This window comes from Corallococcus sp. CA054B (assembly GCF_003611625.1).
In the GTDB taxonomy this organism is placed as follows: Bacteria; Myxococcota; Myxococcia; order Myxococcales; family Myxococcaceae; genus Corallococcus; species Corallococcus coralloides.
Genome location: NZ_RAVY01000179.1, coordinates 1 through 19,463 on the forward strand (window position 1 = coordinate 1; position 19,463 = coordinate 19,463).

The window sequence follows — 19,463 nt, forward strand, 5'->3', positions numbered from 1 at the left end:
ACCCGAACACCATGCGGCTCCGCGCCCTCCTGCCCGCCCCCGTGGCCCTGTTCGCGCTGGGGCTCATCCTCTGGCTGGGGTTTCTTCCCCTTCGCAACTACGACCTGTTCTTCCACCTGGCGGGCGGCCGCTACGTGCTGGAGCACGGCTTCAACCGCGTGGACCCGTTCAGCGTCACGGGCACCGCGGGCTGGGTCCCCCACGAGTGGGGCTTCGGCGTGCTCTGCGTCCTGCTCATCAAGCTCCTGGGCGCCGCCGGTCCCGCGCTCCTCGTCGCCACGCTCGTGGCGGCCAACGTGCTCCTGCTCTGGGTCGCCCTGCGGCGCGCGGACGCCCGGCCCTCCCATCTCCTCGTCCTCGCCTGTCTGGGATTGATATCGGGCGTCCAGGCCTCCACCTGGATCCAGGAACGTCCCTTCCATCTGGGACACCTGCTCTTCGCCCTCGCTGTCCTGGGCGTCCAGGCCTGGCGCCAGGGGAATACGCGGGTGCTCTGGGCCTTCCCGCTCCTGGGACTCGCCTGGGCCAACCTGCACGGCAGCTGGCTCCTGGGCCCGGCGCTGCTCGCGTCCACCGCGATGGGCACGGCCCTGGATGACCGCACACCCGCGTCGCTCCGGCGCTGCGGGGCCGCGCTCGCGGCGGCGCTCGCGATGTTCCTTGTCGCGGGCCTGTCTCCGGACGGCCCCCACATCTATTTGTACCCGCTCCAGCACTCGCTGCTCGCATCCACCCAGAACATCAACGAGTGGCGCCCGCTGGACCTGGATGCGGGCTGGAGCTGGGTCTACCTCCTCCTCTTCGGTGCGTGCCTCTTCGTCATCGGCCGGGCCCGCATGCGGCGCGCAGCGGCCCTCCTGCCCACGCTCGTGCTGGGTATCGCCGCGCTGAAGGTCCAGCGCCACGCGCCGTTCGCGTCCGTGCTGCTCGCCCTTACCCTGGTGGAGCACGCGCGCACGAGCGACGCGCCCGCCCTCCCCCGCTTCCTGTCCTGGCTGGAGCGCCCCCTGGCCTCCTGGAGCACCGGAACGTCCCTGGCGCTGTGGCCCGCCGTCCTGCTGGCCGGCCTGTTCGCGCTGAACGCGGGCGCGCCCCGCCCCGTGGAGAAGGGCACGCACCCCAGCATTCCCCTGCCCGTGCTCCAGACGTTGAGACAACAGCCCCCCGGCCGCGTGCTCAACCGCTTCATCATGGGCGGCCCCATCTCCTACTTCGCGGGCGCCCCGTACAAGGTCTACATCGACAGCCGGAATGATCCGTTCCCCACGGCCATCCACCAGGCCTATGCACAACTGGTGTGGTCCGAGCCCGGCTGGGAGCAGGCGCTGGAGGCCTATGATCCGGACTACGTCGTCTGGGACACGCAGAACCCCGGCAACCTCCTGCTGGATCACCTCCGGGCGCGGGGCGGCTGGCGCGAGCTGACGAAGGCGAACGGCTGGGTCCTCTGGGCCCGGGAGCGCACGCCCGAGGTGCCCGGAACGCCTCAGCGCCCCGCGACCGCTTCCGGCGGCGGGTGAAACACATACAGCGCCACGGGTGAGCCCTCCTCGGAGCGCACCCGCGCATCCCGGCGCAGCACCCAGAGCTGGCCTTCTCGCAACGGCCGGGACTCCGGCGCCTCCGCGATGCCCCGTCCCGCCGCCACATAGGCCACTATGGGTGCGTCGGGCGTCGCCTTCACCGTCCACTCCCCACCGTCCAGCAGCACGCGCGACATGCGCCCCTGGAGCACCGGCAGCGGCGTCTCCTCCTGCTTCACGCCCCGACTCCGCAGCCCGGCGAGTGCCTCGCGAGGCTCCTGGGCGAAGGGCACCGTGCCGCGCAACAGCCGCGCGTCCTCCGCCGAGACGTAGAGGTTCCCGTCGAAGCCCGGCACGGTGAACACCAGGTTGCCCAGCACCCGGTCCTCATCGGGGTTGCGCCACTCGTGCCCCGTGAAGGGTGCCGAGGCCACGAGCCAGCCCGGCCCGTGCACTCCGCGCCGCTCCATCCGGCGCCCCTCCTCACCCCAGACCTGCCACACGTGCGCCTCACCCGCGACGATGATGGTGGCCTCGAAGGGCGCGCGGTGGATGTGCAGGGGGCACGTCTGGCCCCGTCCCATCAGGTGCAGGTGCACGCTGGACGTGTCCGACGCGAAGTACGTCTCCGAGACATCCGAGGCGCCCGGCCGCGCCGTCTCCAGGGCCGCCATCCGCTCGCGGACGTCGGTCACCTCCACGTCGGGCGGCGGCAGCGGGGTCAGTGCGCGCCTCAGCCCCAAGAGGAGCCCGAACAACGCGATACACAGCCCCACCACCAGCATCCGGTAGACCCAGAGCCGGCGGCGCAGCCCGGCGACAACCTCCGGTGACGACACGGTCATGGCGCGCACGATGACAGCTTCAGTCCCTTGAAACACGAATGGCAGGCCCTTCCAGTTGGAGGGACCTGCCATTCACCGGACCGCCGACACCTTTTGGGCGTCGGCATCTCCCGGAAAAAGCCCGGGAAGCGGCTCAGTAGGTGTTGTTCTGACCGAAGGACTTCATGGTCTTCTTGTTCAGCTGGTCGTTGGACAGCTGGCCGTCGTTGGCCACGTTGTCCTCACCGGCCAGGGCCGCCGCGGAGGCGCCGAACAGGCGGCGGATGTTGTCACCGAACAGCGTGATCACGCCGATGGCGGCGATCGCGATCAGGGCAACGATGATGATGTACTCGGTCATGCCCTGACCACGGTTCTTGCGGAACTGCTTCTTCGGGGCCTTCGCGATCGCGTTCATGGGAAACTCCGGGGGTCGTTGCAGCGGTGGAGAGACACACCCTGCGGGAAGTCAGGGTCGATACAGACAGTACAACGGGCGGGCAAGCGCCTCCATCCGTCATCGGGAGGATGGGGGACCGGATCAAGGAATATCGCGGGTCTGGCCCCTCTCAAGGTTTCATCCCCCCTGTTTCAGGGCCCGCCGGGCGCCGCCGTGGGCGTACGGGCCGAGCTCTCGCAGGCATCCGGCGGCAGGGCTTCACAGTAGGCCTTGAACGCCTTCTGCAGCTTCGCGTCCTGGGGGTGGCTCGCCGCCACCTCGCGGCCCACCGCCAGCGCCCCGTCCGCCTTCATCGGCGTCCACACCGTGCGCGCGGCCCAGGCCCGCGCCGTCACCAGCTTCAGGTACTCCGTCACCAGCTCCGGTGAACGGCCGCCCCGCGCCACCTCCGGCTCCAGCAGGGACGCAGCCAGGGTCAGGTCCCCCTGCGCCAGCACCGCCCGGCCCAGCGCGAGCGCCGACGCGGGATCCTCCGGCGCCAGCGAACGCCACAGCGCCGCCACGCCCCGGACCGTCGGATCCTTGTCCGCGTGGTAGCGCTGCACATTGCGGTACAGCCCCGCGGCCTGCTCGGCGGTGGGCGGATGGTCGCGCAGGTACCCGTGCAGGAGCAGCCCGGGCCCTGTCTCCGGCGACCGGCGCTCGTCGTTCACGCGCACGTCCAGGTTCGCGAGGAAGAACGCCACCGGCGACGCGTACTCCAGCAGGTTGTGATCGTCCGTGTTGATGGGCCCCTCGCCCGCGAAGGCCTTCTGTCCGGCCTCCGTATGCACCTGCTTGGACAGCAGGCTGAACAGGTCGTTTATCTCCACCCGCGCCAGGTCCGCCTTCACGTCCGGCCGGGCCATGCGCGCGGCCACCTCCGCCGCGTTGAATGACAGCGGCTTGCGGCTGGCCACCATCACCAGGTCCTCCGGGCCCAGCCACGTCGTGGCGTGCGGGAAGGTGTCCTGCAGCGTGCGGATCACCAGCCGCACCAGCTCGCGGTTGCTCTCGTAGGTGTGGATCCACTGCACCATCACGCCGTCGTCCGTCAGGTGCTTGTCCACCAGCTGGAAGAAGTCGCGCGTGAAGAGGCCGGACACGCCCGACACCCAGGGGTTGGACGGCACGCTGACGATGAGGTCGTACTGGATGGGCGCCAGCGCCATGAAGGTCTTCGCGTCGTCGATGTGCACGTGCGTGCGCGGATCATCCACCGCGTTGCGGTTGTCCTCCTTGAACAGGCGCGCCGCGTCGATGACCGCCGGGGAGATTTCCACCATGTCCAGGCGCTCCACCGGATGCGCCAGTACGCTGCCCGTGGTGATGGCCGCGCCCGAGCCGATGACGAGCACGTTCTTCGGGTCGCGCGGGTGGAGCAGCACGCCCAGGTGGCCCGCCATCACCTGCGTCTCGATGTCGCTCCCGTTCGACGCGTCCGTCTTCCCGTTGATCTTCATGAAGCGGAGGTTTTCGCTCGGCAGGTCCCCCACCATCACCGTGGCGAAGGTGTCGTCCGCGTAGAAGCGCGGGATGATGGCCCGCTCCGTGCCCTCCACCAGTTTCGCGTAGCTGTCCGGCGGCTTCTGGTGCGCGCGGATCGCCGCGATGTTGGACAGCCGCTGCGGCCAGCCGTGCATGCCGCCCAGCACCCCCACCGCCAGCACCGCCGTCATGCCCACCGGCAAGAGCGTCCGCCACGCGGGCACCGCGGTCGCACCCTCCCCTTCCTTCGGCGCGGACAGCGCGTGGAACGCCAGCCCCGCGGACAGGAGGTTCGCCACCGCCCCGGCGATGAAGTTGCCCTGCATGCCCCAGAAGGGCATCAGCACCAGCCCGCCCAGCACGGAGCCGGAGAGCGTGCCCGCCGTGTTCCACAGGTACACGCCGCCCAGTTGGCGCCCCACCTCGGACACCTTCGCCGTGGCCACGCGCGCCGCCGCCGGGAACGCCACGCCCATGATGAACGTGGGCACCAGCAGCACCGCGCAGCAGAACGCGAAGGTGATGCCCTGGAAGACGGGCCACGTCTCCACCGCGCGCGTGAGCATCCACTCCGACCAGCGGAACAGGTGCGGCAGCCGCACGTACAAAGGCAGCGCCACGCAGAGGCTCAACACCAGCCCCACCTGCGTCCAGCCATACAATTTCAGCGAGTCCCCGCCCTCCTTGCGCGTCATCAGCCAGAAGCTGCCCAGGCCGATGCCCAGGATGAACGCCGTCAGGATGAGCGTGAAGGCATACGTGGACGCGCCCAGCACGATGGACAGCAGGCGGATCCACGTCACCTGGTACAGCATGGACGTGAAGCCAGACAGCATCACGCCCACCAGCGCGGCCCGCACCGCCCGCCGGGGGTAGGCCACGTCCTCCGCGGATGCCGCCGCCCCCACCGTCACCGCCGGTGGGTGCCGGCGGGCCAGCGCCAGCGCCGCCAGTGCGAGCAGCACGTTGATGGCCGCGGCCAGCTTCGCGGACGCGGACAGACCCACCAGCGGAACGAGCCGCGTGCCCGCCACGTAGACGCCCACCGCCGCGCCCAGGCTGTTGATGGCGTACAGGCGCGCCAGCTCCTTGCGCACCCCCGCGAGGCTCGCCGCGAAGTGGCGCACCAGCGCCGGCAGCGTGCCGCCCATGAGCAGCGTGGGCACCACCAGGGACAGCGAGGACACGAGCAGGCGCGGCGCCACCCGCAGGCCCTCCGGCACGTGGGGCGCCAGGGACAGCCACAGGTGCTCCAGCGCCCCCAGGACGTACGGGAACGCCAGCGCGTACAGGCCCACGCCCAGCTCCAGCACGCCGTAGAGCGCTAGGGGGTTCTTCACCCGGTCCGCTGTCCGCCCGAAGACAAACGCGCCCAGCGCCAGCCCCCCCATGAACGTGGCCAGCACGACGGCGTGCGCCTGGCCGCTGTTGCCCAGCACGTTCCCCAGGTATTTGGACCAGACCAGCTCGTAGACGAGCGCCGTGGCCCCGGACAGGAACAGAAGGGCGGCCACAAGGTTCTTCGGAGGACGTGCGGTGCTGGTCATAAGGACAGCGCTCGACGTTACCCGGTATGTTTCAGGTCCACCAATGAACGCCCATCTCCTGCAAGCCGCGCAACTCGCCTGGTCCCCCCACCTCCGGGTGACACGCGCCGAAGGTGACTGCGCCCAGGTGCTGCGCCGCGACGCCAAGGCGCTCGTGGGCATGCCGCTGCACACCGCGCTCGGGGTCGCGCAGGAGCGCGCCCGCGAACTGGATGCGCGAGCGCGCGAGGACCGCCGCGCCGTGGAGTTCGTCACCGTCTCCGCGGGAGGCCCCGGAGGCACCCCGCCCCCCCACCACCTGCGGCTCGTGCTGGGCATGGACGGCGAGGAGGCCGCCGCGGGCGTGCTCGACCTGGGCGCCGTGCTGGAGGGCGCCCCGCCGGTGCAGATCTCCAAGCTGTCCTCGTCGCTCAGCCATGAGATCCGCAACCCGCTGTCCTCCGTGAAGATGGCGGTGCAGACGCTGGCCCGGAACACCGGCCTGTCGGACCGGGACAAGCGGCGGCTCACCATCGCCAACCGCGAGATCCGGACCATGGAGCGCATGCTCTGGCTGCTCTCCGAGTACGGCCGCGAGAGCGCCGCGAACCTGGACGCCCACGCCCTGCGCTCGGTCGTCCAGGAGGCGACCGCCATGGTGGCCCCGGAGCTGGCCGAGCGCCGCATCGAGGTGGAGGTGAAGGAAGAGGCGGACCTGCCCCGCGTGCGGGTGGATCCCAACCGGTTGAGGCCCGTGCTCGCTCAAGTCCTGCTCAACGTGGCCATGGGCCTGCCAGAAGAGGGCCGCGTCCAGGTGACGCTGCGCCAGGACGACCCCGGCCACGTCAGCCTCATCCTGGATGATCCGGCCGCGGCCCTGCCTCCCGAGGAGCGGGGCACGCTGTTCGACCCCTTCGGCTCGCGGCTGGCGCGAGGCGCGGGGCTGTCCCTGGCTGCCCTGCGGCGGGTGATGACGGGCGTGGGGGGCGATGTGGCGGCCCAGGGGAGCGCGGAACCGGGGATGGTGTTCACGCTGACGTTCGCCGCCTGAGGACCCCATGGAGACCCTCCTCATCGTCGACGATGACGTGTCGCTGCTCGAAACCCTCACGATGCACTTCGAGGAGATCGAGCAGGACGACGGGCAGCCGCGCTACCAGGTGGTGACGGCCACCAGCGCCGCCGCGGGCCTCAAGGCCGCCCAGGAGAACATGCCCAGCGTGGTCATCCTGGACATGATGCTCCCGGACCGCACGGGCCTGGAGATCATCGAGGAGATGAAGACCCTGTGCGGCGACGCGCGCATCATCCTCGTCACCGCCTACCACGACATGGAGACGACCATCCGGGCCATGAAGGCCGGTGCGTTCGACTACATCCACAAGCCCTTCCCGGATCCGGCCGCCCTGGACCTCGTCGTGGAGCGCGCGCTGGAGTACCGCCAGCTGTCGCGCCGCGCGGACGAGGTCCACCGCGAGAACGCCGTCGTCCGCCTGGGCGACATCGTGGGCACCAGCCCCTCCATGCAGCAGCTGGTGAAGGAGATTGGCAAGGTGACGGGCAGCACCGCCACGGTGCTGATCAACGGCGAGAGCGGCACCGGCAAGGAGCTCATCGCCCGCGTCATCCACAACTACTCCTACGACGAGCCCCGCCCCTTCATCGGCATCAACTGCTCCGCCATCGTGGACACGCTCCTGGAGAGCGAGCTGTTCGGCCACGAGAAGGGCGCCTTCACCGGCGCCGTGTCCGGCAAGCCCGGCAAGTTCGAGCTGGCCGAGGACGGCACCGTGTTCCTGGATGAGATTGGCGACATGTCGCTGATGCTCCAGGCGAAGCTCTTGCGCGTGCTCCAGGAGCGCGAGTTCGAGCGCGTGGGCGGCGTCAAGCGCGTGAAGCTGCGCGCCCGCGTCATCGCCGCCACCCACCGCAACCTCGCGGACGAGGTGGCCCAGGGGCGCTTCCGCGAGGACCTCTACCAGCGCCTCAAGGTCATCACCCTCGTCATCCCGCCGCTGCGCGAGCGCCGCGAGGACATCTCCCTCCTGGTGAAGCACCTCTTGGAGCGCATCAACGAGAAGGTGCACAAGCGCGTCACCCGCGTGCCCCACGAGGTGATGGAGCGCCTCACCCTGTTGCCCTGGCGTGGCAACGTGCGCGAGTTGGAGAACGTCCTCACCCGCGCCGTGGTGCTCGCGCCCGGTGACGTGCTCCGCGGCGATGACCTGCCCGCCCTGGAGGCGAACCCCTCAGGCTCCCTGGACGCGGGCCAGCGCGCTGCCGGAGGCGCGAGCAGCATGTTCGCCGCCCCCGCCGTGGACGACGTGAGCCTCATCCCCACCCTGGAAGAGGCCGAACGGCAGCTCATTGCCCGCGCCATGGCCGTCACCAAGGGCCACAAGGGCCGCACGTGTCAGATCCTGGGCATCAGCCGTCCCACGCTTGAACGAAAGCTTCAAAAGTTCGGTCTCGCACAGGGGCATGGTCCACAGGTTCACCCTTATCCGGTGAAGGATGCTTCCTGACACTGTCCCAGCCCGGACAAACCGGTGTGGCGCTTTAACGTTTCGTTCAAACTGATCAGACTGTTTGAACGTTCTGTTTCAGGTTTTGGACACAGTGGGGGGGGCCGAACCAGGGTGTAGCGCTAAGTACCCGGCATTCCTCGAACTGTTCCCCTGGGAATACTTCAAGTGCTCATGGCACGCCTCTTGGAAAGAGCAAGGTCCGTCCGCCGCAGCAGCAGCGACCAACCTTCCCCATCCCTTTCCGTCTTTCCAGGAGACTCCCATGCACGGCTTCAACCGCCCCCTCGGCCCCATCGGTTCCAACGTCGTGGCGCCGCTGCAGGCGACGTCGTCCGGCATGATGGTGACCGCGAACAAGCTGGTCCCCGGCCAGGAGGCCATCGACTTCAAGGGGTACTTCAAGGTCGAGTCCTTCCCGCACAACTCGACCATCTACCGCCCCGGCGACACGTCGGACCGCGTGTACCTGCTGAAGTCCGGCCGCGTGCGCCTGATGCGCATTGGCAAGAACAGCACCCGCTCGGTGGTGTCCATCCTCCGCCCGGGCGACCTGTTCGGCGAGCTGTTCCGCCCGGAAGGCACGCCCATCGAGGAGATGGCCGTGGCGGCGGGCGAGGCCGAGGTGTGGAGCATCGAGGGCCGTGACTTCCGCGCCCAGCTGGAGGCCCGTCCGGCCCTGGCGGTGGACGTGGTGCGCGCCTACGCGGACCGCGTGCGCTCGCTGCGCAAGCGCGTCCTGGGCCTGACCTTCAAGGAGGTTCCGGCCCGGCTGGCGGACACCCTGCTCACGCTGGTGGAGGCGCACGGCGAGCGCTGCCCGCACGGCGGTGAGACGGACCTGCGCGGGATTACGCAGCAGGACCTGGCGGACCTGGTGGGCGCCTCGCGCTCCTTCGTGTCCACGCTCATCAACGAGATGAAGCGCGAGGGCGTGCTCGGCAACGTCGGCCGCATCCTCTGCGTGCGCGACCAGAAGGCCCTGCGCAAGCTGGCCTCCAAGGAGAAGTAGACCCCACGTCCCTTCCAAGGGGCCGTGACGTCCAACGGGCCTGTCCGCGAGAGCATCCGCGGCCGGGCCCGTGGTGTTTTCAGCGCATGGCGTTCAGAACACGAAGCCCAGGCCGAACTCGGGGGTGAAGCCGAGGGGCATCCCCAGCGGGGCGACCTCGGAGTCCAGGTTGAGGTAGCGCACCCCGCCGCGCAGCATGAGTCCGCCCAGGTGCAGCGCGAGCCCTCCGCGCGCGTCCAGCTGCTGGTAGGGCCCGGGCGTCATCTGCAGGCGCCCCTCCACGTCCAGGGGGCCCAGGAGGCACGCCTCCACGGACATGCCCAGGCTGGGGGCCACGTAGACGCGCCCGGGCGCGTCCAGGGTGGAGACGCCGGCTTCCACGCGCAGGCGGAGCTCCTCCCGGACGAGGGGGGAGTAGGTCGCGTGCATCTCCCCCAGGGTGCGCGTGTTGCGGTACGCCGAGGTGTCCCACGTCCCCGTCAGCCGCGACAGCCGCAGGTCCATGCCGAAGCGCTGGGCCTCCCAGCCGAGGTTGAAGTCCACGCCGATGCCGCCCCGGATGGGTGACACCAGCGCGCCCATGCGCACGGAGAACGGCGTGGCGTGCCGGAGCGAGTTGCGCTGGGGCTGCGCGTCCGGAGCGTTGATGTCGTGGCCATGGTGGGTGCCCATGCTGGCGATGGCCTCCCCCACTCCACGAAACATCAGCTCGAAGAGCGCGCCCAGGACGACGGCGACGGCATCGTCGGACGCGCTCGAGTTGAACGCGTAGTCGGCATCCGTGGAGGACAGCGTCGTCCGCTTGCTCTTGGACGAGCGGTTCTTGTTCTCGTCGTCCTTCTTCGAATCGTCGTCCCAGTCCGAACCGATGGCGGTCGCCTCGTGGACGGGCTTCGACGTTTCGTGGGACTCCGAGCGCTTGCCGAAGCGGGCCTCGGCGGGAGGCGCGGCGAGCAGGCCCGCGAGGAGCCCTCCGCCCAGCACGACCTTGGGTAACGACATGGGGTGAGCCCCCTCGGTGAGACACGGCCGGCCCGACCGTCCCTCACATGTCGCATTCAAAGCCCGGGGGCCCCCTGGGAGTCAACTTGCGGCCCCTGGGACATCCCTTGGTTTGCGCGCTTGCCCTGGGATGGGGGGCCGCACAGCATGCGCGACCATCGTGCCCGTCCCGACCGAGTCCCAGAGCCCTCATCGCACGTACACCGACCGCCGCGCCGCCGCCCAGGCGGACCTGACGGAGCTGGACCGCGTCAGCGCCAGGTACGCCAACCTGCGCACCGTGGCCTTCGTGGCGGCGCTCGTCGTGGCCGCGCTGACGCTGATGGGCCGGCTGCCCAAGCCCTGGTGGTGGGCGGCGGCCGGGGCGCTCGCCGTCTATGGCGTGCTGGCGGTGCTGCACCACCAGGTGTTCCTCAAGGAGCAGCGCGCCCGCCTCTTCGTGCTGCTCAACGAGCGCGGCCTGGCGCGGCTGGAGGGCGGCTGGCATTCCTTCACGGACACGGGGGAGCGGTTCCTCTCTCCCAACCACCTCTACGCCACGGACCTGGATGTCTTTGGCCAGGGCAGCCTCTTCCAGCTGATCAATGAGACGGCGACGCGCGCGGGCGAGGAGCGGCTGGCCGCGTGGCTGTCCGCCCCCGCCACGGCGGAGACGGTGGTGACCCGGCAGGGCGCCGCGCGCGAATTGGCCCCGCGCGTGGACTTCCGCCAGGACCTCTGCGTGGACGCCCGCGTGGTGGCGAAGGACAAGGCGGACCCCGCACTCTTCATCCAGTGGGCGGAGGCGGGCCCGTCGCTGGACGCCATCCGCTGGGCGCGGCCCCTGGCCATCCTGCTGCCCCCGGTGACGCTCACCCTGTTCATCCTGGGCACGGTCGGCGTGATTCCGGACAGCCTCGTCTGGCTGGGGCTGCTCGCGCAGCTGGGCATCGCCGTGGCCACGCGCCGCACGCTGCGGCAGATGGACGAGGGCGTGGAGCGCGGCGAGCGCGGCTTCGCGCGCTACGCGTCCCTCTTCGAGCGCGTGGAGAAGCAGACCTTCGAGCACCCGCGCCTCAAGCAGCTCCAGTCCGGCCTGACGGCGCAGGGCGGCCCCCCGGTGTCCGCGCTGTTCCAGCGCTTCAGCCGGCTGTACTCGCTCATCGAGTTCAAGCGGCACCAGTTCCACCCGCTGGTCCACTGGCTCACGCTCTGGGACATCCACGCCCTCTTCGCGCTGGAGAACTGGCGCGCCGCCCACGGCCGCGACGTGCGCCAGTGGTTCGAGGGGCTCTCGGAATTGGAGGCCCTCTGCTGCCTGGGCGGCCTGGCCCATGACCGCCCTGCCTTCACCTGGCCCCAGCTGCAGGCCCAGGGCCCGAGCGTGGAGGCCACCGCGCTGGGACATCCGCTCCTGGACGCGCCCGTGCCCAACGACGTGTCCCTGCCCGGCCCGCGCCACGCGCTGCTGATCACCGGCTCCAACATGAGCGGCAAGACGACGCTGATGCGCGCGCTGGGCGCGAACGTGGTGCTGGCGCTGGCGGGCGCGCCGGTGGCCGCGGCGGCGTTCCGGTTGTCCCCGGTGCAGGTGCTCACCAGCATGCGCGTGAAGGACTCGCTGGAGCGCGGCGTGTCGTACTTCCACGCGGAGGTGCTGCGGCTGAAGATGGTGCTGGACGCGGCGGCGGCCGCGAAGGGCCAGGCCCTCTTCCTGCTCGACGAAATCCTGCTGGGCACCAACACCCGCGAGCGCCAGATTGCCTCACGCGAGGTGCTGCGGCTGCTGCTCGCCTCCGGCGCGTGTGGCGCGGTGACGACTCACGACTTGTCGCTGGCGGTGCTGGCGGACGAGCCGGGCTCGCACGTGGTGAACGTCCACTTCCGCGACCACCTGGAGGACGGGAAGATGGTGTTCGACTACCGGCTCCGGCAGGGGGTGGTGGACACCACCAACGCGCTGCGGGTGCTGCGCCTGGCGGGCGTCCCGGTGAACGACCCGGACGCCCCGGCCTCCTGACAGTCCCCTCCGCGCCCCCTTGAAGCCACCAGGGGGCGCGAACGGGAAGCGGATTACTTCGCCAGCTCCACCAGCGCGGCGGCACCCATGCCGCCGCCGATGCACATGCTCACCACGCCGTAGCGGCCGTCCCGGCGCTTCAGCTCGCGCAGGATGGTCGCCACCATGCGCGCACCGGACACGCCCAGCGGGTGGCCCAGGGCGATGGCGCCGCCGTTCGGGTTCACCTTGTCCTGGGGGATGCCCAGCTCGCGGATGCAGTGCAGCGCCTGCGCCGCGAAGGCCTCGTTGAGCTCGAACACGCTGATGTCCTCAATCTTCAGCTTGTTGCGCTCCAGCAGCTTGCGGATGGCGGGCACCGGGCCCACGCCCATGATTTCGGGCGGCACGCCGGCGACCACGTAGTCCACGAAGTAGCCCAGCGGCTTGACGTTGAGCTCCTTCGCCTTCTCCTCGCTCATCACCACCGCGGCCGCCGCGCCGTCCGTCAGCGGCGACGCGTTACCGGCAGTCACCACGCCCTTGGCGTTGAAGGCCGGGCGCAGCTTGGCCAGGCCCTCCACCGTCGTCTCCGGGCGCAGGATGGTGTCCACCGTGACGGTCACCTGCTTCTGGTTGCCGTCCTCGTCGAACATCGTGGTGGTGACGGGGAAGATCTCCTCCTTGAACTTCCCCTGCTCGCGGGCGGTGGCCGCGCGGCGCTGGGACTCGGCGGCGAACTTGTCCGCGTCCTCACGGGTGACGCTGTAGCGGGAGGCGATGTTCTCCGCCGTCGCGCCCATGGAGGTGTAGACCTCCGGCAGCTTCTGCATGATCTCCGGGTTGGCGGAGACCTTGTTGCCGCCCATGGGCACCATGGTCATGGACTCGGTGCCACCGGCCACGGCCACCTGGAGCATGCCGGACTTGATGCCCTGCGCCGCCTGCGCCACGGACTGCACGCCAGAGGAACAGAAGCGGTTGATGGTCAGGCCCGGAACGGTGTCCGGCAGGCCGGCGAGCAGGCTCGCGTTGCGGGCCACGTTCATGCCCTGCTCCGCCTCCGGCATGGCACAGCCCATGATGACGTCCTCCACGTCCGCCGGCTTCAAGCCGGGGACCTGGGCGACAGCCTCCTTGATGGCAAGGGCCGCGAGCGTATCCGGCCGCGTGTCCTTGAACTCTCCCTTGTGGGCGCGGGTGAAGGGGGTGCGCACCGCGCTGGCAATCACGACTCGACCGGACATTTTAGATGTCTCCCTGCCCGGACAGCGTCCGGGCGTGCTTCGGAATTCGCGTCTGGAAAACCATTGGGTAAACGCCTCGCGCTAGTTGCGCAGCGGCTTGCCCTTCTCGAGCATGAACATCATGCGGTCCTGGGTCTTCTCCTCGCCGATGAGGCTCAGGAACGCTTCCATCTCCAGCTCCAGCAGCTTCTCCTCGGTCACCAGCACGGAGGGGCTCGTGTCACCACCGGACAGCACGCGCGCCAGCTTCTGCGCGATCTTCCGGTCGTGGGCGCTGATCTGATTATTGAGCTGCATGTCGTACAGCATCATGTCGATGGTGGCCGCGCCGTTGGGGCCCGGCAGCCGGAAGCGCGTGGGACGCGGCGGGCGGAAGCCGCCGTTGGCCAGGCCCAGCACGCGCGACTTCGCGTCCGACAGGAGGAAGTCGCGGTTGCCCGTGATGCCGTCCTGCTGCGACAGGAAGCCCATCTCGCGCGCCTCTTCCGCGCTCGTCGCCACCTTCGCCATGCCGATGGCGAGGAACACCTTCTTGAGGAAGGGCAGCGCGTCGAAGTCCTTGTCCGCCGCGTAGGTGCCGAACACGTTGCGCAGCAGCATCATGGTGCCGCCGCCGCCCGGGATGAGGCCCACGCCCACTTCCACGAGGCCCATGTACAGCTCCGCGCTGGCCTGCACCGCGTTGCCACCCATGGTGACCTCCGCGCCGCCGCCCAGCGTGAGGTTGAAGGGCGCCGTCACGACGGGCACGGGGCTGTAGCGCATGCGCTGGTTGGCCGCCTGGAACGCGGACGCCATCTTGCGGATGGAGTCGAAGTCCTCGCTCTTGGCCGCCATCAGCATGGCCATGATGTTCGCGCCGGCGGAGAAGTTGGAGCCGTCATTGCCGATGACGAGACCCTTGAAGTTCTTCTCCGTCTCGTCGAGCGCGGTGTTCATCATCGCGATGATGTCATCGTCGATGGAGTTCATCTTGGAGTGGAACTCCAGCAGCGTGACGCCGTCGCCCGCATCCCACAGCGAAGCGCTGTCGTTGCCGGCGATCTTCTTGTTGCCGCGCTTGAGGTACTCCACGCGGGACGTGCGCGCGTTCTCCACCACCGGCTTCACGGACTTGGACGGGATGTCCCAGTAGGTGTCGCGGCCGTCCTGCACGCCGTAGAAGGACGTGCGGCCCTTGGCCAGCATCTCCTCCACCCAGGCGGCGGGCTTGAGGCCCAGCGCCTTCATGCGCTCCACGCCCTTCTGGACACCGTAGGCGTCCCAGACCTCGAAGGGCCCCAGGTCCCAGCCGAAGCCCCAGCGCACGCCGCGGTCCACGTTGACCAGGTCGTCCGCGATCTCCGGGATGCGGCGGCTGGAGTACGCCAGCACGTCCAGGGTAACGCGCTCGGCGAACTTGCCGGCCTTGTCGTCCGCGTTCATCACGGACGCCACGCGCTCCTTCACGTCGTCGATGCCCTTCGCGGCGCCCAGCGAGTCGAAGCGCACCTTGCCCTGCGGCCGGTACTCCAGCGTCTTCAGGTCCAGCGCGAGGATGTCCTTGCCACCGGAGGAGCGGTCCTTCTTGTAGAAGCCGCCGCCGGTCTTGTCGCCCAGCATCTTCTTCTCCACCATCTTCTGGAGGAAGTCCGGGGCGGCGAAGACGTCGCGCTCTTCGTCGTGGGTCAGCGTGTCGTAACAGTTCTTCGCCACGTGGGTGAACGTGTCCAGGCCCACGATGTCCGCGGTGCGGAACACGGCGGACTTGGGACGGCCCATGGCCGGGCCAAAGATCTTGTCCACCTCTTCGATGGTCATCTCCGTCTTCTGCATCTCGGAGATGGTCCGCATCATCCCGTACACGCCGATGCGGTTCGCGATGAAGTTGGTGGTGTCCTTGCCGTAGACGATGCCCTTGCCGAGCACTTCTTCACCGAACTTGTGGATCGTCTTCACGACGTCCGGGTTCGTCTCCTGGCCCGCCACGAGCTCCAAGAGCTTCATGTAGCGAACGGGGTTGAAGAAGTGCGTGACGAGGAAGTTCTTCTTGAACTCCGCGCCGCGGCCCTCGGTCATGCCCACGATGGAGAGGCCGGAGGTGTTGGAGGAGATGATGGCGTCCTTGCGGGCGTGCTTCTCCACCTTGGCGAACAGGGCCTGCTTGACGGCCAGGTCCTCCTTCACCACCTCGATGATCCAATCGCACTCGCCCAGGCGCGCGAGGTCGTCCTCCAGGTTGCCCACTTCGATGGCGGCGAGCACCTGCTCGGACACGATGGGGCTGGGCTTCGCCTTGCGCAGGTTCGCGATGGCGCCCTGCGAGAACTTGTTGCGGAACGCCTTGGAAGCGGTGTCCTCGCCCGGAGCGGCCTGGGGCGGAACGATGTCCAGCAACAGGGCGCGCACGCCGGAGTTGGCCAGATGCGCGGCGATGCCGCTGCCCATCACGCCAGCGCCAAGCACCGCCACTTTTCGGATCCGGGTCGTCATCGGAAATCGGCTCCCATGAAAGGAAGTAGGGGACTGCACAAATGTAGGCGATTGACCCGGAAGTCAACCGGCATTGCCGTCGGGTGTGCTCGCCAGGAGGTCGGCTCCCCGACTACAAGTCGGGCCCCATGGCTCGCCTCGACCCGCACTCGTACAACGACAGCACGCAGCCTGAGACCGAAACGCTGGACTGGAAGGCCCGCGTCGATTTCCGGACGCGGCGCCTGCACGCGGAGGCCACGCTGACCCTCAAGGAGGCGTCAGCTGGTCCCCTCGACCTGGACACTCGCGACCTGGACATCCGCGGCGTGGTGGATGCCCAGGGTCGCTCCTTGCCCTACATCCTCTCCCCTCCTGAACCCATCCTCGGCAGCCGGCTGCGGATTGAATTGCCCGCGGGGGTGAAGCAGCTGACGGTGCGCTACCGGACGTCGCCGGAGGCGAGCGCGCTGCAGTGGCTGACGCCGTCGCAGACGGCGGGCGGGCAGCAGCCGTTCCTGTTCAGCCAGTGCCAGGCCATCCACGCGCGCAGCGTGGTGCCGCTGCAGGACACGCCGCGCATCCGCATCCGCTACCGCGCGTCCCTGCGCGTGCCCAAGCAGCTCAAGTCCGTGATGGCGGCGTCCTTCGTGGCGCGCGAGGAGCACGGCGTGGAGGCAGAGGAGCACTACGAGATGCCGCAGCCGGTGCCCCCGTACCTGCTGGCGTTCGCGGTGGGCAGCCTCACGTCCAAGGAGCTGGGGCCGCGCTCGCGGGTGTGGGCGGAGCCGGAGGCGCTGGAGGACGCGGCGGACGAGTTCGCGGGCGTGGACGACATGCTCAAGGCCGCGGAGTCGCTCTTCGGGCCGTACGACTGGGAGCGCTTCGACCTGCTGCTGATGCCGCCGTCGTTCCCCTACGGCGGCATGGAGAACCCGCGCCTGACGTTCCTCACGCCCACGCTCATCGCGGGCGACAAGAGCCTGGTGAACGTGGTGGCGCATGAGCTTGCGCACTCATGGACGGGCAACCTGGTGACGAACGCGTCCGCGGAGCACTTCTGGCTGAACGAAGGCTTCACCGTCTTCGCGGAGCGCCGCATCCTGGAGGCGCTGGCGGGGCCGGAGGTCGCGGCGCTGCACGCGGCCCTGGGGCGCCGTTCGCTGGACGAAGCGCTGCACCACTTCCGCGCGCACCCGCAGCTCACCGCGCTGCGCACGCACCTGTCCGGCGTGGATCCGGACGAGGCCTTCTCCCAGATTCCCTACGAGAAGGGCTACCTGCTGCTGCGCGCGCTGGAGGACGCGGTGGGCCGCCCCACGTTCGACGGCTTCCTGCGCCGCTACCTGGCGAAGTACCGCTTCCAGGCGCTCACCACGGAGGAGTTCGTCCGCTTCACGGAAAGCGAGCTGCCGGGGGCCCTGGCGAAGGTGGACGCGGACGCGTACCTCAACCGGCCCGGCGTGCCGCAGAGCGCGCCCCGGCCCACCTCCGCGCGGCTGGAGGCGCTGGAGAAGCTGCGCGGGAAGGTGCCTTCGCAAGCGGACACGAAGGACTGGACGCCCACCGAGTGGCAGCTGTTCCTGGAGTCCATGCCGGCGGACACGTCCCAGGACGTCTTCCGCGAGCTGGACGCGAAGTACTCGCTCACGGGCAGCCGCAACTCGGAGGTGCTGGTGGCGTGGCTGGTGGCGGCGCTGCGCGCGGGCTTCGATGCTCCGCTCGGCCGGGCCGAGGAGTTCCTCGGCGAGGTGGGCCGGATGAAGTACCTCAAGCCGCTCTACAGCGTGCTCGCCTCGTCGCGCGACCACCGCAAGGTGGCGCGCGCGGCGTTCGAGAAGAACGGGGCGAGGTACCACCCCATCGCCCGGCAGGGCGTGGAGCTCATCCTCGCCCGCGCTTGAGGCAGGGCTACTTGAGGGCCGCGTCCAGGCGCTTCTTGGACAGGGCCAGGTACTCCGGGTTCATGTCGATGCCCACGTAGCGGTGGCCGTGCTTCAGGGCGGCCACGCCGGTGGTGCCGCTGCCGTTGAAGGGGTCCAGGATGAGCGAGTTCTCCGGGCAGCTCGCCTCCAGGATGCGCTCCAGCAGGGCCACCGGCTTCTGCGTGGGGTGGCTGCCGAAGGCCTTCTCCTCGCCGCGCGGGGCCGTCTGCGTCCACATGCGGCCGGCGCCGTCGGCGGTGAGCTCCTCGTCACCGTTGCGCGGCAGGTTCCACACGTCGCGCATCTGCTTGCCGCCGTTCTCCGCCTTCATGCGCTGGTAGTTGAAGACGTGCTTCAGCTTGCCGCCGGACGACGGCGAGGCCCAGATGAGCAGCTCCGTGGAGTGCGTGAAGTAGCGGCACGCCAGGTTGGGGCTCGCGTTGGGCTTGTACCAGGTGACGGTGTTGAGCAGCTTGTAGCCCAGCTTCTGCATGGCGAAGCCGGCGTTGAAGATGACGTGCTGGGTGCCGCTCACCCACAGCGTGCCGGTGGGGCGCAGGAGGCGCTGGCAGGCGGCGAGCCACTTGGTGGTGAAGGCGTGGTCCTCCTCCACTCCGCGGGACACGTCCCACTGGCCCTTCGCCACGGAGACGCGCTTGCCACCCTTGCAGGTGGTGCCGCCGTTGGAGAGGAAGTACGGCGGGTCCGCGAAGATGAGGTCGAAGGACTGCTCGGGCAGCTGGGCCATCAACTCCAGGCTGTCGCCCTGCAGCAGCGTGTAGGCCTCCCCGCGCTTCGCGAAGACGCTGTCGTTCTGGGAGCGTCGGACAATCTTCAGGGCAGGGGCAGCAGCTTCCGCGAACATCACGCCTCCGTCTTTGGGACAGACGTCTCTGGGACGCGGCGGACTGTGCGGTCAGTTGGCTGCTACGTCGAATTTCTGGCCTGTAATTGGCTGTAGCACCGAAAGCGCGCGTGAAAATTTGACGAGCGCCTGAAGCTGAAACACCGCGAGCAGGGCGGGAGCGCCTCTGTCTTTCGAGGCCCTCCACGACCCTGCTCGTGGGCTACCGCGGATGCTGTAGAGCGGAAGGACTACGCCTTCTCGGGCTCGGCGGCCTTGGCGCCCTTCTTGGCGGCCGGCGCGTTGTTCGCGTACTTCTTCTTGAAGCGGTCGATGCGGCCGGCCGTGTCCAGCAGCTTGTACTTGCCGGTGAAGAACGGGTGGCAGTTCGAGCAGACTTCCACGCTGAACGAGCCGCGGGTGGACTTGGTCTCGACGACGTTGCCGCACGCGCAGGTGATGCGGGAGGGCGGATAGACCGGGTGCAGTTCGGGCTTCATGGCTTCTCTCCAGTGCGCCTTGCCCCCACCCAGGATGGGAGGGAGGTCCAGCGTTGTAGTGGGTCGGGGCTTATAGCTACCGCCCCGGCCTTTCTCAAGGATGCGCGTCCGGACCGGGGGTTTCTCCTCGGGGACGCCTCCCCCGGGGCGGGCTGGCGGCCGGCGGGCGGGCAGCCAGG

Annotated in this window: 14 protein-coding genes; 6 read left to right on the forward strand and 8 right to left on the reverse strand. The window is 69.3% G+C overall.

Annotated elements, in window-relative coordinates:
- Positions 1-1,520, forward strand: a 1,520-nt coding sequence (locus tag D7V80_RS31915; RefSeq protein ID WP_233585877.1) for a hypothetical protein, incomplete at its 5' end; no start/stop codon positions are given.
- Here D7V80_RS31915 and D7V80_RS31920 read toward each other — a convergent pair.
- The 3 genes from D7V80_RS31920 to D7V80_RS31930 form a co-directional block, all read right to left on the reverse strand.
- Positions 1,487-2,368, reverse strand: coding sequence for a hypothetical protein (locus D7V80_RS31920; RefSeq protein ID WP_233585879.1), 882 nt, complete (start codon positions 2,366-2,368; stop codon positions 1,487-1,489). The genes D7V80_RS31915 and D7V80_RS31920 overlap by 34 nt on opposite strands.
- 133 nt (positions 2,369-2,501) lie before the next feature.
- Positions 2,502-2,765, reverse strand: a complete 264-nt coding sequence (locus D7V80_RS31925; protein ID WP_120563981.1) for a hypothetical protein — start codon at positions 2,763-2,765, stop codon at positions 2,502-2,504.
- A gap of 173 nt (positions 2,766-2,938) precedes the next feature.
- Positions 2,939-5,788, reverse strand: a complete 2,850-nt coding sequence (locus D7V80_RS31930) for a fused MFS/spermidine synthase (RefSeq protein ID WP_233585878.1) — start codon at positions 5,786-5,788, stop codon at positions 2,939-2,941.
- Between the two features lie 76 nt (positions 5,789-5,864).
- Between D7V80_RS31930 and D7V80_RS31935 the strand changes: the two genes are divergently transcribed.
- The 3 genes from D7V80_RS31935 to mrpC all read left to right on the forward strand — a co-directional run bounded on the left by D7V80_RS31935 (position 5,865) and on the right by mrpC (position 9,337).
- A complete protein-coding gene (locus D7V80_RS31935; RefSeq protein WP_120591718.1) occupies positions 5,865-6,851 on the forward strand; it encodes a sensor histidine kinase KdpD in 987 nt (328 codons plus the stop codon).
- Between the two features lie 7 nt (positions 6,852-6,858).
- Entirely contained in the window at positions 6,859-8,325 is a 1,467-nt protein-coding gene (locus tag D7V80_RS31940) for a sigma-54 dependent transcriptional regulator (protein WP_120591719.1), read from the forward strand.
- A 265-nt stretch (positions 8,326-8,590) separates the two neighbouring features.
- Positions 8,591-9,337: a Crp/Fnr family transcriptional regulator MrpC gene (gene mrpC / locus D7V80_RS31945; protein WP_014395195.1), complete on the forward strand. Its 747-nt coding sequence runs from the start codon at positions 8,591-8,593 to the stop codon at positions 9,335-9,337.
- A 93-nt stretch (positions 9,338-9,430) separates the two neighbouring features.
- Here the strand turns inward: mrpC and D7V80_RS31950 are convergent, their stop codons facing one another.
- Positions 9,431-10,339 carry a hypothetical protein gene (locus D7V80_RS31950; protein ID WP_120591720.1) on the reverse strand — a complete coding sequence of 303 codons (909 nt, stop codon included), beginning with the start codon at positions 10,337-10,339 and terminating at the stop codon, positions 9,431-9,433.
- A 130-nt stretch (positions 10,340-10,469) separates the two neighbouring features.
- Here D7V80_RS31950 and D7V80_RS31955 point away from each other — a divergent pair, with 130 nt between their 5' ends.
- The gene (locus D7V80_RS31955; RefSeq protein WP_120591721.1) at positions 10,470-12,338 is read left to right on the forward strand and encodes a DNA mismatch repair protein MutS; all 1,869 of its coding nucleotides are present in this window, start codon (positions 10,470-10,472) and stop codon (positions 12,336-12,338) included.
- 53 nt (positions 12,339-12,391) lie between these two features.
- Here D7V80_RS31955 and D7V80_RS31960 read toward each other — a convergent pair whose 3' ends face one another.
- Together D7V80_RS31960 and D7V80_RS31965 are read right to left on the reverse strand one after the other, a co-directional pair.
- The gene (locus D7V80_RS31960; protein ID WP_014395192.1) at positions 12,392-13,564 is read right to left on the reverse strand and encodes a thiolase family protein; all 1,173 of its coding nucleotides are present in this window, start codon (positions 13,562-13,564) and stop codon (positions 12,392-12,394) included.
- Between the two features lie 81 nt (positions 13,565-13,645).
- Positions 13,646-16,036: a 3-hydroxyacyl-CoA dehydrogenase/enoyl-CoA hydratase family protein gene (locus tag D7V80_RS31965; RefSeq protein ID WP_120591722.1), complete on the reverse strand. Its 2,391-nt coding sequence runs from the start codon at positions 16,034-16,036 to the stop codon at positions 13,646-13,648.
- 128 nt (positions 16,037-16,164) lie between these two features.
- Here D7V80_RS31965 and D7V80_RS31970 point away from each other — a divergent pair, with 128 nt between their 5' ends.
- Positions 16,165-17,919 carry a M1 family metallopeptidase gene (locus tag D7V80_RS31970; RefSeq protein ID WP_120591723.1) on the forward strand — a complete coding sequence of 585 codons (1,755 nt, stop codon included), beginning with the start codon at positions 16,165-16,167 and terminating at the stop codon, positions 17,917-17,919.
- Positions 17,920-17,926: 7 nt separating this feature from the next.
- Here D7V80_RS31970 and D7V80_RS31975 read toward each other — a convergent pair whose 3' ends face one another.
- Complete coding sequence (locus tag D7V80_RS31975; RefSeq protein WP_014395189.1) at positions 17,927-18,805, reverse strand: site-specific DNA-methyltransferase; 879 nt, start codon at positions 18,803-18,805, stop codon at positions 17,927-17,929.
- 230 nt (positions 18,806-19,035) lie between these two features.
- The gene (gene rpmE / locus D7V80_RS31980; RefSeq protein ID WP_014395188.1) at positions 19,036-19,284 is read right to left on the reverse strand and encodes a 50S ribosomal protein L31; all 249 of its coding nucleotides are present in this window, start codon (positions 19,282-19,284) and stop codon (positions 19,036-19,038) included.
- Between the last annotated feature and the right edge of the window lie 179 nt (positions 19,285-19,463).

Bases quoted from the DNA above. Each gene is read 5' to 3' on its own strand.
- D7V80_RS31920 (WP_233585879.1), bottom strand. From the start codon at position 2,368: ATGACCGTGTCGTCACCGGAGGTTGTCGCCGGGCTGCGCCGCCGGCTC.
- D7V80_RS31925 (WP_120563981.1), bottom strand. From the start codon at position 2,765: ATGAACGCGATCGCGAAGGCCCCGAAGAAGCAGTTCCGCAAGAACCGT.
- D7V80_RS31935 (WP_120591718.1), top strand. From the start codon at position 5,865: ATGAACGCCCATCTCCTGCAAGCCGCGCAACTCGCCTGGTCCCCCCAC.
- D7V80_RS31940 (WP_120591719.1), top strand. From the start codon at position 6,859: ATGGAGACCCTCCTCATCGTCGACGATGACGTGTCGCTGCTCGAAACC.
- mrpC (WP_014395195.1), top strand. From the start codon at position 8,591: ATGCACGGCTTCAACCGCCCCCTCGGCCCCATCGGTTCCAACGTCGTG.
- D7V80_RS31950 (WP_120591720.1), bottom strand. From the start codon at position 10,339: ATGTCGTTACCCAAGGTCGTGCTGGGCGGAGGGCTCCTCGCGGGCCTG.
- D7V80_RS31955 (WP_120591721.1), top strand. From the start codon at position 10,470: ATGGGGGGCCGCACAGCATGCGCGACCATCGTGCCCGTCCCGACCGAG.
- D7V80_RS31960 (WP_014395192.1), bottom strand. From the start codon at position 13,564: ATGTCCGGTCGAGTCGTGATTGCCAGCGCGGTGCGCACCCCCTTCACC.
- D7V80_RS31965 (WP_120591722.1), bottom strand. From the start codon at position 16,036: ATGACGACCCGGATCCGAAAAGTGGCGGTGCTTGGCGCTGGCGTGATG.
- D7V80_RS31970 (WP_120591723.1), top strand. From the start codon at position 16,165: ATGGCTCGCCTCGACCCGCACTCGTACAACGACAGCACGCAGCCTGAG.
- D7V80_RS31975 (WP_014395189.1), bottom strand. From the start codon at position 18,805: ATGTTCGCGGAAGCTGCTGCCCCTGCCCTGAAGATTGTCCGACGCTCC.
- rpmE (WP_014395188.1), bottom strand. From the start codon at position 19,284: ATGAAGCCCGAACTGCACCCGGTCTATCCGCCCTCCCGCATCACCTGC.